A 14,286-nucleotide genomic window follows, 5' to 3' on the forward strand; every position below is an offset into this window, starting at 1 on the left:
ATTAAGATGGAAGCTCTAGGAATTATTGAAACAAAAGGTCTTACGGCATTAATCGAAGCATCGGATGCCATGGTGAAAGCAGCACGTGTTCAGCTGGTCGGCTACAAGCAGATTGGTTCAGGCATCGTTTCAGCAATGGTGCGTGGTGATGTTGCAGCATGTAAAGCCGCGACAGATGCTGGTGCAGCGGCCGCACAGCGTTTAGGTGAAGTGGTTGCGGTGCACGTTATCCCTCGTCCGCATGGTGATCTGGAAGGGATCTTCCCAATCACATTTAATGATGCGCCAGAAGAGAAAGCTGCCCCAGCCGCCAAGCCTCGCACATCTAAGTAAATAACTTATTTTCAGAAGGAAATTCAAATGGATGCTTTAGGTATTTTAGAAACAAAAGGTCTGACTGCGTTAATTGAAGCATCAGATGCGATGGTAAAAGCGGCACGTGTTGAGCTAGTTGGCTATCAGCAAATTGGTTCTGGTTATGTGACGGCGTTAATTCGCGGTGACGTAGCGTCATGCAAAGCAGCAACAGATGCAGGTTCTGTGGTTGCCCAACGCTTAGGTGAGTTGGTCGCGGTACACGTTATCCCTCGCCCGCATGATGATTTGGAAAAAGTGTTTCCAATTAAAGCAAAGTAAACGGTCCCCTTGGTAAATGAAAATGCCAAGGGGAGATAAATCTGGAATAGGAAGGAGATCTCATGCGAATTGCTCGCGTAATTGGTCATGTGATTGCCACGGTCCGCAGTCATAACATGCGAATGGACAAATTGTGCTTAGTCGAATTTGTTAATCAGCGCGGCGAAGCCACCGGAGATACGCATATCGCGATGGATCAGCTTGGTGCTGGTGAAGGGGAGTGGGTGATGGTGGTGGCTGGCAGTTCAGCGCGTGTAGCGTATGGAAGCACCGAGGATGGATCTCCGGTTGACCTTTGTGTGGTCGGCATTATTGACGAAGTAACATCTGCAAACGAGCAATGTTATTGCAAGTGACAGATCACGTTGAATCAAAAGTGATCAGTCAAATTGTTAGTGGATGGGGTGGAGTAGATTCAATATGGATCAGCAGCAAATAGAAGAAATTGTAAGGCGCGTCGTATTGCAGTTGAACGACAATTCTGCAACTGCATCTTCCGCGAATGCTTTAAAAGAGCCGTTATTGAAAGAACAAGGCGATTACGGTGTGTTTGCGACCCTGGATGGTGCAGTTGCGGCCGCAACCGCAGCGCAAAAACAGATCCGCACGATTGCCCTGCGCGATGAAATGATCTTAGCCATTCGTCGTATGGCAAAAAAACATGCTCGTGAACTGTCTGTAATGGCGGTTGAAGAGACCGGCTTTGGTCGGGTGGATGACAAAATTGCCAAGCATTTATTAGTTGCACAACGTACACCGGGTACTGAAATTCTTGCACCGCAAGCGGTTTCAGGTGATGCCGGCATGAGCTTAATCGAAAATGCACCATGGGGTGTTATTGCATCCGTAACCCCCAGTACCAACCCGTCTTGCACTGTGATTAATAATGCTATCAGCATGATTGCAGCGGGCAACGCAGTGGTATTTGCGCCGCACCCGGCGGCAAAAAAAGTTTCACAATATGCGATTCAACTGGTGAATAGAGCCTGTGAAAGTGTTGGCGGCCCAGCGCATATTTGTACCACAGTCGCGAAGCCATCACTGGAAAATGCCCAGGCATTATTCACCTTCCCGGGTATTCGTTTATTAGTTGTAACCGGTGGTGATGCTGTTGTTGATGCGGCCCGCAAAGTGACCGACAAACGTTTAATCGCAGCAGGCCCTGGTAATCCGCCCGTGGTAGTTGATGAAACCGCGGATTTGGAACGAGCAGCGATTTCAATTGTGCAGGGGGCATCTTTTGATAACAACATCGTCTGTGCCACGGAAAAAGAAATTATCGCCGTAGATTCCATTGCCGATGAGTTGAAAGTGGCGATGTGCCGTAATGGTGCATATCTAGTAAGCCCAGAGCAGGCAGAAGCCATTGCTCGTGTGGTACTGAAAGGGTATCCGGGGAATAAACCTTCAGCGAGTCCCCAATGGGTTGGCCGCGATGCTGCCAAAATTGCTGCTGCCGCGGGCATTGATGTACCGGCAGAAACACGTTTGTTAATTTTTGAAGCAGACAAATCTCATGTATTTGCGGTTACCGAGCAGATGATGCCGATATTGCCATTGATCCGTGCAGCGAATGCCGATCAAGCCATTGATTGGGCGGTTGAACTGGAAAGCGGTAATCGTCACACCGGTGCTGTCCATTCGAAAAACATCGATGTGCTGACGCGCATGGCCTATGAACTTGACTGTAGCCTGCTGGCTAAAAATGGTCCTGCGATTGCTGCCATTGGCGCGGGTGGTGAAGGCTGGACAACCATGACGATTTCAACACCGACCGGAGAAGGGGTAACCAATGCGTTGACCTTTACCCGTAAGCGTCGTTGTACCGCTGTTGATGCATTCAGGATTGTATAAGTATGAAGACGGATTATCTCGCTCAGACCAACCAGAATCTGCTCATTATTGACGAGATTGTAAACGATGAAACACCGATTACAGCTCCTGAACATGTGCAGATCGGAATCGATTTGGGTACGGCAGATATACAGACCGTTGTGATAGACGATCAAGGAACGCCAATTGCGGCTTTCCTTGACTGGGCCGACGTAGTACGGGATGGGGTGGTGGTTGATTATTTCGGTGCCTGTCAAATCGTGCGTAGTCAGCTACAAAAAGTGCAGCAAAAACTCGGCATTGAGCCGAAAGAAGCGATCACATCATATCCACCGGGAACCGATCCGCGCATTTCAATTAACGTGGTGGAATCGACGGGTATCGTGGTGAGCCATGTCATTGATGAACCATCCAGTGTTGCCGCTTTACTCCATATCGACAGCGGTGCTGTGGTCGATGTGGGTGGCGGGACTACCGGGACTGCAATCATTGAAAACGGCAACTTGGTGCTTTCTCTCGATGAGCCCTCGGGCGGTCGTCATGTCAGCCTAACAATTGCTGGTGGTATGGGGATCGACATGGAAAAGGCGGAACAATTTAAGCGCCGCAGCCATGAAGAACCCATGGTAGCGGCGATGGCAAAACCAGTCATTGAGAAAATGTCCGATATCGTGGCAGGGCATATTGCCGGTCATCAGCCCGGAGCCATTTATCTCACCGGTGGCGGCACCTTGATCAAGGGTTTTGCGGAGATTTTCAACCAGACGTTCCCGGCCATTGAAATTGTCGAATTATCGCGTGCGCTGTATCTCACCCCGCTAGCGATTGCCAGCTACGGCCTGACATTGCAGGGAGAGGAATAAATCATGACTCAGTCGTTGCCTGTATCAATGCCGGTCTCAACCGCAGATATCGCCAGTATTGTTAACCAGACCCTCAAACAGTACCGCCCGTATAAGGGTTTTGCCTTCCGTTCTCCGGCGATAACCGTCACCGGCGGATATTGTGTCAATCAGCTTGGCGACATCTTGCAAGAGCTGGGTGCCACTCATGTCTTATTGGTTGCCGACAAAATGGTGTGGCAATTAGGTCTGGTTTCAGGTTGCGAAGCGGCGATTACTACGGCGGGGCTTGGGCTCACGGTATTCAGCGATGTTGAAGGTGAGCCTGATAGCGCAATGATAGCCCAAGGCTTAGCGGCACTAAAAACGAGCGAGGCTGATTTTGTTCTAGGCGTTGGCGGCGGTTCTGCATTAGATGCAGCCAAAGCAATTGCGGTCATTGGTGATTATCAAGGCCCGTTGGCAGATTTTAAAGTTGGTGGCTTAGCATCACGCCGTGTGGGCTTAGGCGCTATTCCAACCACTGCGGGCACCGGTTCTGAAGTGACTGACATTACAGTGATTAAAGACTTGGTGTACAACATCAAAGTGCCAATCAAAGGTCCGGCTTTAGTGCCAGATATGGCGCTGCTGGATCCGGCATTAATGCTGGGTGTACCTGCCGGTATTACCGCAGCAACAGGTGTTGATACCCTGACCCACGCAGTTGAAGCTTATGTGTCTCGTCAGGTTAATCCATTATCCAAAGCCTATGCCTATCATGCGATGGAAACGCTGATCCGGGCGTTACCGGTTGCCGTCGGCTGTGGCGAAGACATGGATATGCGTTATGACATGGCCGTTTCTGCTTACAAAGCCGGATTAGCCTTTAGTAATGCAGGGCTGGGTCTGACCCATGCCATTGCCCATCAAATCGGCTCTCGCTATCACATTCCTCATGGGGTCGCGAATGCCATATTACTGCCTTATGTGATGGCGTTTAATGCATTGTGCTGTGAAGCCGGATACGCCGAGGTAGCCAGTGCATTGGGCGTAAGTCGCGAGTCGATGACGCAACGCGAACGGTGTAATGCCGCGATCACCGCCGTGCGCCAATTGGTAATTGATTTAGGATTACCGACGTCGCTGGCAGGTTTTGGCGTAGTTGAACACGATCTGCCGCAACTTGCCGAACAAGCGATGCAGGATATCTGTCTGATTGGTAATCCTCGCCAGGTAACGCCAGTTCAGATTGTAACATTGCTAGAGCAGGTATTAAGCGGTGAATTCCCTGAGGGGTACTGCTGATGGATCGCAAAACTGTACACAGTGTCGGTATCGATATCGGGACCACCACCACGCAGGTGATTTTTTCTAACCTTACGGTGGTTAACCGTGCGCCTGCGTCACAGGTGCCAGTGTATGAATTTGTTGACCGCGAAATTAGCTATCAGAGCCCGGTATCGTTCACCCCTATCGATCACAACGGCATGATAGATTCGGTGGGTTTACGTCAGTTTATCGACCAGCAGATTGAGTTAGCCGGATTTTCTTCGCAAGGGGTTGAAACGGGCGCCATTATTATTACCGGTGAAACCGCGAAAGCCCATAATGCGCGTGACGCCATCATGGATTTATCGCACCAATTAGGTGACTTTGTGGTCGCCACCGCGGGCCCTAATCTGGAATCGGTTATTGCGGGCCGCGGCAGTGGCGCACAAGAATATTCACAGCAAAACCACCTTAAAGTGATGAACATTGATATTGGTGGCGGCACTTCTAACTATGTGATTTTTGACTGCGGGCGAGTGGTCGATACCGCGTGTCTGAATATCGGCGGTCGCTTGATCGAACTGAATCCGCAAGGTGGTATCAGTTATGTCCATAAACCGGCTATAGCGGTTATTCAGGATCTGTTTGGTGAGGCGCTGCATCCGCGTCAGATCACGGCTGATCATATCAACCGTATTGTTACACGCATGGCCGATCTGATTGTTGAGCTGATTAACGGCAAGATAACAAAGCTTGCAGCGTATTTGTTGCAAACCCCGGAGTTGAAAGCGATTGCTGACATTGACGCCATTTTCTTAAGTGGGGGGGTAGGCGAGTGTTTTTATCAGCAGCAACAACAGCCACTCGAACTGACTCAATTTGGCGATTTAGGTCCGTTGTTAGCCCGGGCGTTATTACGCCATAAAGGGTTAGCCCACCGGGCAGTGAAAAAGCCGAACCAGACACTGCGTGCCACGGTTATTGGTGCCGGTGCCTATTCATTAACCTTGTCGGGTTCAACCATTTGGCTTAATTCCGATGAACTGCCGTTGAAAAATATTCCGGTGGTACACCCCGCGATTGACTGGCAGCAACCAAAGCCTGCAATTTGCGACGAGATTGTGATTGCCGCAGAACGGATGGATTTAGCGTTGGGCTGCGACCGTTATGCCATCTCACTGGATGCCACCATGCCGATCCGTTATCAGGCGGTACAGCATGCCGCGCAAGAATTGGCCCAGTTTTATCGTGACCATGGTAATCACCATACAACGGCATTGGTCATCGTGCATAACGACATCGGTAAAGCGTTAGGCATGGAATTACAACCGTTACTCACACCGCAAGCCCTGAGTGTGATTGATGAAGTAGCCACCTGTGAGGGTGACTATATCGATATAGGTAAAAGTTATTTCGGCGGGGAGATTGTCCCGTTAACCGTGAAATCACTCGCCTTCCCGTCTTAATAGGAGTTGTTTGATGAAGTTGAAAACCTACCTGTTTGGTCAGACTTACCAATTCAGGGATGTAAAAGAAGTGCTGGCGAAGGCCTCGGAATTGCGTTCCGGCGATGTGCTGGCAGGTGTGGCGGCTGAAACAGCTCAAGAGCGCGTTGCCGCTAAACATGTCTTGTCGGAAATGACCTTGAATGATCTGCGTGAAAATCCCGTGGTCAGCTATGAATCCGACATCATTACCCGGATCAACCAGGATAGCCTGAACCGCTCGGTATTTGAGAAAATTAAGAACTGGTCAGTCAGTGAGTTGCGTGAGTATGTATTGTCTGATGATCCGACCAATGAGGATGTTCAGCGCCTACGAAAGGGCCTGACGGCAGAGATGGTGTCTGCGGTTGCTAAATTGAGTTCAAACAGCGATTTGATGTATGGCGCTAAGAAACTGCCAGTGATCACCAAAGCTAACGCAACGGTGGGTCTGCCAGGTCGCTTTAGCTGCCGCCTGCAGCCAAACGATACTCGCGATAACGTTAACTCTATTCTGGCCCAGACATTTGAAGGTCTGACTTATGGTTGTGGCGATGCGGTGATCGGAATCAACCCTGTTACCGACAGTGTTGAAAATACGACTCAAATGCTGAATGCCATTCAGGATGTTATCACCAAGTGGGACATTCCCACTCAGCCTTGTGTACTTGCCCACATCACCACTCAGATGGAGGCGGTACGTAAAGGAGCACCGGCAGGATTACTGTTTCAGAGTATTGCGGGATCGGAAAAAGGACTGGCTGAATTTGGTGTGAGCGTTGAGATGCTCGATGAAGCCTACGAAGTGGGCAAGCAGTATAGCAACCTGGCAGGCAACAACATGATGTACTTTGAGACCGGCCAGGGTTCAGAGTTATCAGCAGATGCGCACCACGGTGCCGATCAGATGACGATGGAAGCGCGTTGTTATGCGTTAGCCCAGCGTTATAAGCCGCATCTTGTTAACACGGTTGTTGGTTTTATCGGTCCTGAATATCTTTACAACCATCAACAGATCATCCGTGCCGGTCTTGAAGATCACTTCATGGGCAAACTGTCAGGGATGCCAATGGGTTGTGATGCCTGTTATACCAACCATGCGGATACCGACCAGAACTCGAATGAAAACCTGTTGGTGTTATTGGCTGCGGCCGGCGTGAACTTCGTGATTGGTATGCCGATGGGCGATGACATCATGCTGAACTACCAGACCACCTCTTTCCACGATACCGCGACAATTCGTCAGCTATTGAACTTACGCCCGGCGCCAGAATTCGAAGCTTGGATGGAAACAATGGGGCTGATGGAAAACGGTCGTCTGACAGCTAAAGCGGGCGATCCATCAATCTTCTTCAAGTAAGGGTGTGGCAATGAACGAGCAAAGAATTCAGGACATAGTAGCAACTGTTTTAGCCCAGCTTGGCGAAAACAATATCCAGCCATCGGCAATCACCAAAGTGATTGATGCAACCGCCAATGCGGCCAATCAGGCTAGTGGTCTATCGGCCGCCAGTGGCGAGTCATTGCCAGATCTGGGTGATAAGTGTTTTAAGAATTGGAACGGCATTGAGAATGCGGCTGAACCGAAAGTCGTGGAAGATCTGATCAGCCAGACCGATGCCCGTGTGGGTACCGGCCGCACCGGTCCTCGTCCGCGTACTACGGCATTGCTGCGTTTCCTGGCCGATCATTCACGTTCAAAAGATACGGTGATCAAGAACGTTGAATCATCCTGGCTGCAAGAACGTGGCCTAATGGAAATACAAACTTGCGCCCGTGATAAAGATGAGTATCTGACTCGTCCTGATATGGGGCGTAAATTAAATGATGAGGCCAAAGCCCTGCTTAAAGCCAAATGCAAGCATGCACCTCAGGTGCAGGTAGTGCTGTCGGATGGTCTGAGCCTTGATGCCGTCACCGTGAACCATGATGAAATATTGCCTCCGTTATTGAACGGTCTGAAAAATGCCGGGTTGGATGTTGGTACGCCGTTCTTTCTCCGTTATGGCCGGGTTAAAGCACAAGATGAAATAGGCATGCTTTTAAATGCTGAAATAAACATTTTGTTGATCGGCGAACGTCCGGGGCTAGGCCAGTCTGAGTCACTTAGCTGCTATGCGATTTATAAGCCTACCGACAATACGGTTGAATCAGATCGTACCGTGATCTCGAACATTCATGCGGGCGGTACACCACCGGTTGAAGCGGCTGCGGTTATTGTCGATCTCGTGAAAACCATGCTGGATAAGAAAGCCAGCGGTATCAACCTGAAACGCTGATATAGGAAATAACGATGGCTATCTTAGATAAAATTCAACCCTCAGTTTTAGCGACACGTGTGATCGCTTCTGTTGATCCTGTTTATAAAGAAAAATTAGGGCTGAAGCCACACCATAACAGTATCGGTTTGATTACGGCAGACTGTGACGACGTAACTTACTGCGCCCTTGATGAAGCGACCAAAGCGGCCAATGTCGATGTGGTGTATGCCAAGTCTTTCTATGCGGGTGCCGCGCATTCATCGGGCCCTACGTCCGGTGAGGTTATCGGTATTATCGCTGCAGATTGCCCGGCCGACATTATTGCGGGCTTAGAGCGTGCGAAAGCGTTCATTGAAGATGAAGCGGCTTTCCAATGTGCGGATGAAAGTGGTGAGTTGGCCTATTTCGCCCACCTGGTTTCATCGACAGGGAGTTACCTGTCAGAAGAAGCCGGTGTTGAGCAAGGTGAGGCACTGGCTTACTTAATCGCCCCGCCGTTGGAAGCAATGGTGGGCCTTGATGCGGCATTGAAAGCGGCGGATGTGAAGCTGGTTAACCTGTTTGCGCCACCATCAGAAACTAACTTTGGTGGTGGTCATTTGACCGGTTCACAAGCTGCGTGTCGTGCAGCCTGTGACGCGTTTGAGGCTGCAGTATTAGATGTCGCCCGTAATCCAATTGCGAACTAAGTTGGGAGTGTTTTGATGGATCCGTTTTTACAACAGATTCAGGACGGTGGTGTGATTGGCGCTGGTGGGGCAGGTTTCCCCACCTACGTTAAGCTCGATTGTCAGGTTGAATGGGTGCTGGCTAACGGTGCCGAATGTGAGCCGTTGCTCTATAAAGACCAGGTACTTATGCAGCGCTGGGCCAAAGAACTGTTTGGCGGCATGTTATTGGCCATGCATCAAGTGGGTGCCAGCCGTGGTGTGATTGGAATTAAAAAGAAAAATGCCGATACCATTGCGGTTTTACAAGCCTCGTTACCGGACACCATCGAATTATTACTGATGGAAGATGTGTATCCGGCAGGGGATGAAGTCGAATTGGTTTACGAAGCAACAGGCAAACGTATTCCGTCTGGCGGCTTGCCGAAAGACATCGGTGTGATGGTCAATAATATCGAATCATTTATTAATGTGTTCCGTGCGGCACAAGGTATGCCTGTCACCGACACCATGGTTACAGTGCACGGTGAAGTACGGCAGCCTTATACGGCGTGGCTACCTGTCGGGATGTCTTACCAACAGGCTATCGATTTAGCTGGTGGTATCACTTGTGGCGAGTTTGTGGTGGTCGAAGGCGGCCCGATGATGGGCTCAGTCACCGAAGATTTAAGCCAGCCAGTCACCAAAGTATCGAGCGGTCTGTTGGTATTGCCACGTGAGTCCCGAATTGCACGCATTAAAACCCGCAGTGAACAAGATTTACGTCGTATCGGTAAAGCAGCCTGCGATCAATGCAGTATGTGCTCCTCAATGTGTCCTCGTGGTTTATTGGGCTACCCGATCAAGCCGCATTTAGCAATGCGCGCCTTACAAGTTTCTGGCACCAATAACTTAAGTTATGCCCTCGCGGCTCAAGCATGTAGTGGTTGTAACTTGTGCACTATGTGGTCGTGTCCCGAGGGGTTAGATCCTAGTCGCGTATGCGGAACAACAAAGCGTGAACTGCGCGATAACAACCAGTTGATGAGTCCGCAGCAGCTACAAGCCAAAACGACGGATGTCCATCCTCTGCGTGAATACCGCGGGGTACCAACCAAACGCCTAACTCGCCGATTAGAGCTGGCTGAATACGCGTTAACGAAAGCAGCGTTTGTTGAGCTTGATAAAGCGTTAGAGGCCGATGTGTGTCAGGTCAGTATTCCATTATCGCAGCACATCGGTAAGCCCGCGATGGCAGCCGTTAAAGTCGGTGACAGCGTGGCAAAAGGCCAGCTGATTGGCAGAGCCGTACCACAAGCACTAAGTGTGTCGGTACATGCCAGCATCAGCGGAAAAGTAATTTCAGTCAGTGATGTCATTGTCATTGAGCGTGAGAAGTAACGGTTAAAGAAGAAGAGCTGAAAATGGTAAATGCGATAGGTTGTATTGAACTTAATTCGATTGCACGAGGTTATCTGGTGGCTGATGCCATGTTAAAAGCCGCGGATGTTGACATTCTTTTTAACCGTACGATTTGCCCAGGCAAATTCATGGTGATGATGGGTGGTGATATTGCTGCAATTAATGCGGCGGTTGAAACGGGCTTATGCGTTGGAGGCGGTGAAATAATCGATGATTTGATCATTGCCAATGTTCATCCCGACGTTTTTCCGGCTATATCAGGCACACGTGTGGTTGAACAGACTGATGCATTAGGCATTGTCGAAACCTTCTCGGTTGCTGCCATTGTTGAAGCTGCCGATGCTGCGGTGAAAGCGGCAAATGTTCAGTTGATGGAAGTTCATATGGCGATGGCTATCGGCGGTAAGGGGTTCGTGACGCTTACCGGTGATGTCGCCGCGGTAACGGCCGCCGTTGAAGCGGCCGCAGAGAAAATTAAACACAAAGGTTTGTTAGTAGACAAGGTGGTTATTGCACAACCGCGAAAAGAGATATTAGAGGATAAATTATAGGGAGATTAAACAATAAGCATTAAACACACAGAACGGCATAGAGAGAGGGTTTAGGTTCTTATCACTAAATGGATTTGAGTAATACGTTTACTTTTAACCTAAATCCCGCACAACAAAATTATAACTCTTACTCTACAGGTGATTTATGTCAGAACAATCTAATTCGTCTGATTTTGGCTCGAAAGAGTTCATGCATCAGAGACAGTTGAAAAAAGGGGTTGCAGGGTGGATGCTGCTAGCAACACTCGGTGTTTCTTACGTAATATCCGGCGATTATGCCGGCTGGAACTTCGGTATAGCAACAGCAGGGTGGGGCGGCATGTTAATTGCTGCTTGTTTAATGGGGCTCATGTACCTCACTCTTGTTCTCTCTCTTGCTGAAATGTCAGCGGCCATTCCTACCGCAGGTGGGGGGTACAGCTTCGCTCGTCGTGTTATGGGACCGGTAGGCGGGTACGCAACTGGGCTGGCCGTTTTGCTTGAATACGCCATTGCTCCTGCGGCGATTGTTATATTTATCGGTCAATATACCAATGCACTATTTGGCTGGGATGGACCAACCGTCTATGCCGCTTTCTATCTGGTCTTTGTGGGCATTCACTTAATCGGTGCTGGTGAAGCGTTGCGCATTATGATGGTGATCACCGCCTTAGCGGTAATTGCAATTATTGTGACGGCACTTGGCTTAATCCCTCATTTTGAAGTAAGTAACCTGTTTGATATTGCTGCTAACCCAGATGTTGCCGGAGCGACGACGTTCTTACCTCAAGGCTGGTATGGCGTATGGGCAGCTCTACCATTTGGTATGTGGTTATTCCTGGCTGTTGAAGGCGTTCCTTTGGCTGCTGAAGAAGCGAAAGATCCTAAAACGGATATGCCTCGCGGTATTATTGCGGCCATGATCTTCCTTTTGATTTCTGCTGCGATGGTGATGTTGTTGGTTCCAGGTGCTGCAGGTGCTTCCGCGACAGGTGAATATGGTGCACCGCTCGTCGATGCACTGCGTAAAGTGTACGGTCAAGACTCGATGCTGGCTAACTTTGTTAATGTCGTTGGCTTGGCAGGGTTAATTGCATCCTTCTTCTCGATCATTTATGGATATAGCCGTCTCGTATTTGCTTTATCGCGTGCGGGTTATCTGCCTGATTTCATGTCATTAACAGGTAAGCGTAAAGTGCCTACTTGGGCGTTGGTTATTCCGGGTATTTTTGGTTTCATTGCTTCACTGACTGGTGAAGGTGACATGATGATCATGATGGCGGTATTTGGTGCTACCATTTCTTATGCACTTCAGGCGTACAGTCATATTTTATTACGTCGTCGCGAACCTGATCTTGAGCGTCCATATAAAACGCCTGGCGGTACAGTGACAGCTGGTATTGCGCTGGTCTTGTCAATTATCGCACTGAGTTCTTGTTTTGCTTATGATGCTCGCGCGGCATTATGGGCAGCAGGTCTTTATGCACTCGGTATGGCTTACTACTTTGTATTCAAACACAAAGAAGTATCAAAGCATACTGCAGAAGAAGAGTTTGCTGCTATCCTGGAAGCAGAAGCGGAGCTTGATGGCTAAGATAGCTCACTCGGCATTCTCTTTGTGACTACACAAAAGAATAATGTGATTTAACAGCCACCGGCATCAGTTGGTGGTTGTTGGTTTCGTCCAAGTATTAATTCCTCAATATTCTTCATGTAAGATCAATCGGAACTATTATTCCGATTGGTCTAGCCGCACCGCCACATCATCCCCGAAATCTTTGAACGCGACAATACAGTGCACAGGTTGCAATAGCTCAATAGACTTGCCTCAATTTTGTGCATATATGCCGTGATTGTTTCAGCATTTTGGTGCAACAAAAACAGAGTGATTTTTAATATGCCAGCTTATTAATGGGTTAAGTGCTGGCTTGATATTTGCCTATCTGGTTAAAGATTAACTTTTTACTAAGGAAGGTCAGACAATGCAAGATACATTAGCAGTAATTTTAGCCGGTGGAGTGGGTTCTCGATTGTCGCCACTAACAGATAACAGGGCAAAGCCAGCGGTACCTTTTGGCGGTAAATACCGCATTATCGATTTTACCTTGGCAAATTGTCTGCATTCCGGAGTGCGCCGAATACTTGTACTGACTCAATATAAGTCCCATTCGTTACAAAAACATCTACGAGACGGTTGGTCGATTTTCAACCCTGAACTTGGTGAATACATCACTAATATTCCTCCTCAAATGCGCACAGGCGACAGCTGGTATAGTGGAACTGCCGATGCCATCTTTCAGAATCTGTATCTGTTATCTCGTAGCGAAGCAAAGTATGTCGTCGTATTGTCGGGGGATCATATCTACCGGATGGATTACGCCCCTATGATTGAGCACCATAAGCAAACGAATGCCGATTTAACGGTGGCCTGTATGGAAGTGCCAGTTGAGGAAGCCAGTGAATTCGGCGTGATGGAAATTGATCAAGACCAGCGAATTGTGGCATTTACTGAGAAGCCGCAACAACCTGCAACCTTACCGGGTAACTCCGGTTGTAGTTTGGCTTCGATGGGGATTTATGTCTTTACGACCCAATTATTGATAAATGCTCTGCAAGAAGATGCGGAAAATTCATCTTCCGGCCATGATTTTGGTAAAGATATTATTCCAAAACTGCTTGAGGGGGGCAGCGTTTATGCTCATCGTTTTGGAGGACAAGAAGGACGAGTAACACAAGACGCCTATTGGCGAGATGTTGGAACTATCGACTCATACTATCAGGCCAATATGGATTTGTTACAGCCTGTGCCCCCCGTGGATCTATATCAGTCTGACTGGTCAATCCGGACCTATGAACCTCAGCTGCCACCAGCCAGAACAGTTTCGTCAGCAACGGGAAATGAAGGTATTTTTATCAATTCCATTATATCGAGCGGTGTAGTGATTGAAGGTGGTTCTGCGCAAAATTCAATTCTGTTCCCAAGGGTGAAAATTAAGAATGCTGCGGTGGTGATCAATAGCATCATTTTTGAAGGGGTAGAAATAGGCGAGGGTTCACACGTGCAAAACTGCATTATTGATAAGCATGTAAAGATCCCGCCAGGAGTAGAGATTGGTATTGATGCTAAAGCTGATGCCAAGCGTTTCGATATTTCAGAAAAGGGGGTGATAGTGGTGCCATCTTCTTATCAATTTAAATAAATGATCATAGAAGGATATCGCTGATAGTTGGTAACAGAATTGCAAACATATTTCAACGACGTAAGTAAAGTGTTTTCGAGGTTTCATTGATGTTAATCAAATGTTCTGGGGGTATATTTTTATTGATTTTTACGTGGAAAAAGTAAGATCAAGCGCAAATTTCCTAAAACTAAGAATACC

The 14,286-nt window shown here is 48.6% G+C and carries 14 protein-coding genes; all 14 read left to right on the plus strand.

Features of this window, described 5'->3' with window-relative positions; genetic code table 11:
* Positions 1 to 6 precede the first annotated feature (6 nt).
* The 14 genes from eutM (C9I89_RS06270) to glgC all read left to right on the plus strand — a co-directional run bounded on the left by eutM (C9I89_RS06270) (position 7) and on the right by glgC (position 14,106).
* Positions 7 to 333 (plus strand): ethanolamine utilization microcompartment protein EutM, encoded by a 327-nt coding sequence (gene eutM / locus C9I89_RS06270; protein ID WP_107282493.1) that lies wholly within the window; start codon positions 7 to 9, stop codon positions 331 to 333.
* A 27-nt stretch (positions 334 to 360) separates the two neighbouring features.
* Positions 361 to 636, plus strand: a complete 276-nt coding sequence (gene eutM, locus C9I89_RS06275) for an ethanolamine utilization microcompartment protein EutM (RefSeq protein ID WP_107282494.1) — start codon at positions 361 to 363, stop codon at positions 634 to 636.
* A gap of 62 nt (positions 637 to 698) precedes the next feature.
* Positions 699 to 992, plus strand: a complete 294-nt coding sequence (locus C9I89_RS06280; RefSeq protein WP_107282495.1) for a EutN/CcmL family microcompartment protein — start codon at positions 699 to 701, stop codon at positions 990 to 992.
* 64 nt (positions 993 to 1,056) lie between these two features.
* Entirely contained in the window at positions 1,057 to 2,490 is a 1,434-nt protein-coding gene (locus tag C9I89_RS06285) for an aldehyde dehydrogenase family protein (protein ID WP_107282496.1), read from the plus strand.
* 2 nt (positions 2,491 to 2,492) lie between these two features.
* Complete coding sequence (gene eutJ, locus C9I89_RS06290) at positions 2,493 to 3,332, plus strand: ethanolamine utilization protein EutJ (RefSeq protein ID WP_107282497.1); 840 nt, start codon at positions 2,493 to 2,495, stop codon at positions 3,330 to 3,332.
* Positions 3,333 to 3,335: 3 nt separating this feature from the next.
* The gene (locus C9I89_RS06295) at positions 3,336 to 4,598 is read left to right on the plus strand and encodes an iron-containing alcohol dehydrogenase family protein (protein ID WP_245905417.1); all 1,263 of its coding nucleotides are present in this window, start codon (positions 3,336 to 3,338) and stop codon (positions 4,596 to 4,598) included.
* Entirely contained in the window at positions 4,598 to 6,028 is a 1,431-nt protein-coding gene (locus C9I89_RS06300; protein WP_107282498.1) for an ethanolamine ammonia-lyase reactivating factor EutA, read from the plus strand. The genes C9I89_RS06295 and C9I89_RS06300 overlap by 1 nt, the downstream gene beginning before the upstream one ends.
* A gap of 13 nt (positions 6,029 to 6,041) precedes the next feature.
* Positions 6,042 to 7,406, plus strand: coding sequence for an ethanolamine ammonia-lyase subunit EutB (locus C9I89_RS06305; protein WP_107282499.1), 1,365 nt, complete (start codon positions 6,042 to 6,044; stop codon positions 7,404 to 7,406).
* Between the two features lie 10 nt (positions 7,407 to 7,416).
* On the plus strand, positions 7,417 to 8,325 hold the full coding sequence (gene eutC, locus C9I89_RS06310; protein WP_107282500.1) for an ethanolamine ammonia-lyase subunit EutC: 909 nt from the start codon (positions 7,417 to 7,419) through the stop codon (positions 8,323 to 8,325).
* A gap of 14 nt (positions 8,326 to 8,339) precedes the next feature.
* Positions 8,340 to 8,996, plus strand: coding sequence for an ethanolamine utilization microcompartment protein EutL (gene eutL, locus C9I89_RS06315; protein WP_107282501.1), 657 nt, complete (start codon positions 8,340 to 8,342; stop codon positions 8,994 to 8,996).
* A gap of 15 nt (positions 8,997 to 9,011) precedes the next feature.
* On the plus strand, positions 9,012 to 10,355 hold the full coding sequence (locus C9I89_RS06320) for a 4Fe-4S dicluster domain-containing protein (RefSeq protein WP_107282502.1): 1,344 nt from the start codon (positions 9,012 to 9,014) through the stop codon (positions 10,353 to 10,355).
* A gap of 23 nt (positions 10,356 to 10,378) precedes the next feature.
* The gene (locus C9I89_RS06325) at positions 10,379 to 10,927 is read left to right on the plus strand and encodes a BMC domain-containing protein (protein WP_107282503.1); all 549 of its coding nucleotides are present in this window, start codon (positions 10,379 to 10,381) and stop codon (positions 10,925 to 10,927) included.
* Between the two features lie 145 nt (positions 10,928 to 11,072).
* Complete coding sequence (gene eat / locus C9I89_RS06330; protein WP_107282504.1) at positions 11,073 to 12,500, plus strand: ethanolamine permease; 1,428 nt, start codon at positions 11,073 to 11,075, stop codon at positions 12,498 to 12,500.
* A 388-nt stretch (positions 12,501 to 12,888) separates the two neighbouring features.
* Positions 12,889 to 14,106, plus strand: a complete 1,218-nt coding sequence (gene glgC / locus C9I89_RS06335; RefSeq protein WP_107282505.1) for a glucose-1-phosphate adenylyltransferase — start codon at positions 12,889 to 12,891, stop codon at positions 14,104 to 14,106.
* The last annotated feature ends 180 nt before the right edge of the window (positions 14,107 to 14,286 follow it).

Origin of the sequence: Photobacterium lipolyticum (genome assembly GCF_003026475.1) — a bacterium.
Classification (GTDB): Bacteria; Pseudomonadota; Gammaproteobacteria; order Enterobacterales; family Vibrionaceae; genus Photobacterium; species Photobacterium lipolyticum.

Coding starts and splice junctions, on each gene's coding strand:
- eutM (WP_107282493.1), top strand. CDS start 7: ATGGAAGCTCTAGGAATTATTGAAACAAAAGGTCTTACGGCATTAATC.
- eutM (WP_107282494.1), top strand. CDS start 361: ATGGATGCTTTAGGTATTTTAGAAACAAAAGGTCTGACTGCGTTAATT.
- eutC (WP_107282500.1), top strand. CDS start 7,417: ATGAACGAGCAAAGAATTCAGGACATAGTAGCAACTGTTTTAGCCCAG.
- eutJ (WP_107282497.1), top strand. CDS start 2,493: ATGAAGACGGATTATCTCGCTCAGACCAACCAGAATCTGCTCATTATT.
- C9I89_RS06300 (WP_107282498.1), top strand. CDS start 4,598: ATGGATCGCAAAACTGTACACAGTGTCGGTATCGATATCGGGACCACC.
- eat (WP_107282504.1), top strand. CDS start 11,073: ATGTCAGAACAATCTAATTCGTCTGATTTTGGCTCGAAAGAGTTCATG.
- C9I89_RS06320 (WP_107282502.1), top strand. CDS start 9,012: ATGGATCCGTTTTTACAACAGATTCAGGACGGTGGTGTGATTGGCGCT.
- C9I89_RS06325 (WP_107282503.1), top strand. CDS start 10,379: ATGGTAAATGCGATAGGTTGTATTGAACTTAATTCGATTGCACGAGGT.
- C9I89_RS06280 (WP_107282495.1), top strand. CDS start 699: ATGCGAATTGCTCGCGTAATTGGTCATGTGATTGCCACGGTCCGCAGT.
- C9I89_RS06285 (WP_107282496.1), top strand. CDS start 1,057: ATGGATCAGCAGCAAATAGAAGAAATTGTAAGGCGCGTCGTATTGCAG.
- C9I89_RS06305 (WP_107282499.1), top strand. CDS start 6,042: ATGAAGTTGAAAACCTACCTGTTTGGTCAGACTTACCAATTCAGGGAT.
- C9I89_RS06295 (WP_245905417.1), top strand. CDS start 3,336: ATGACTCAGTCGTTGCCTGTATCAATGCCGGTCTCAACCGCAGATATC.
- eutL (WP_107282501.1), top strand. CDS start 8,340: ATGGCTATCTTAGATAAAATTCAACCCTCAGTTTTAGCGACACGTGTG.
- glgC (WP_107282505.1), top strand. CDS start 12,889: ATGCAAGATACATTAGCAGTAATTTTAGCCGGTGGAGTGGGTTCTCGA.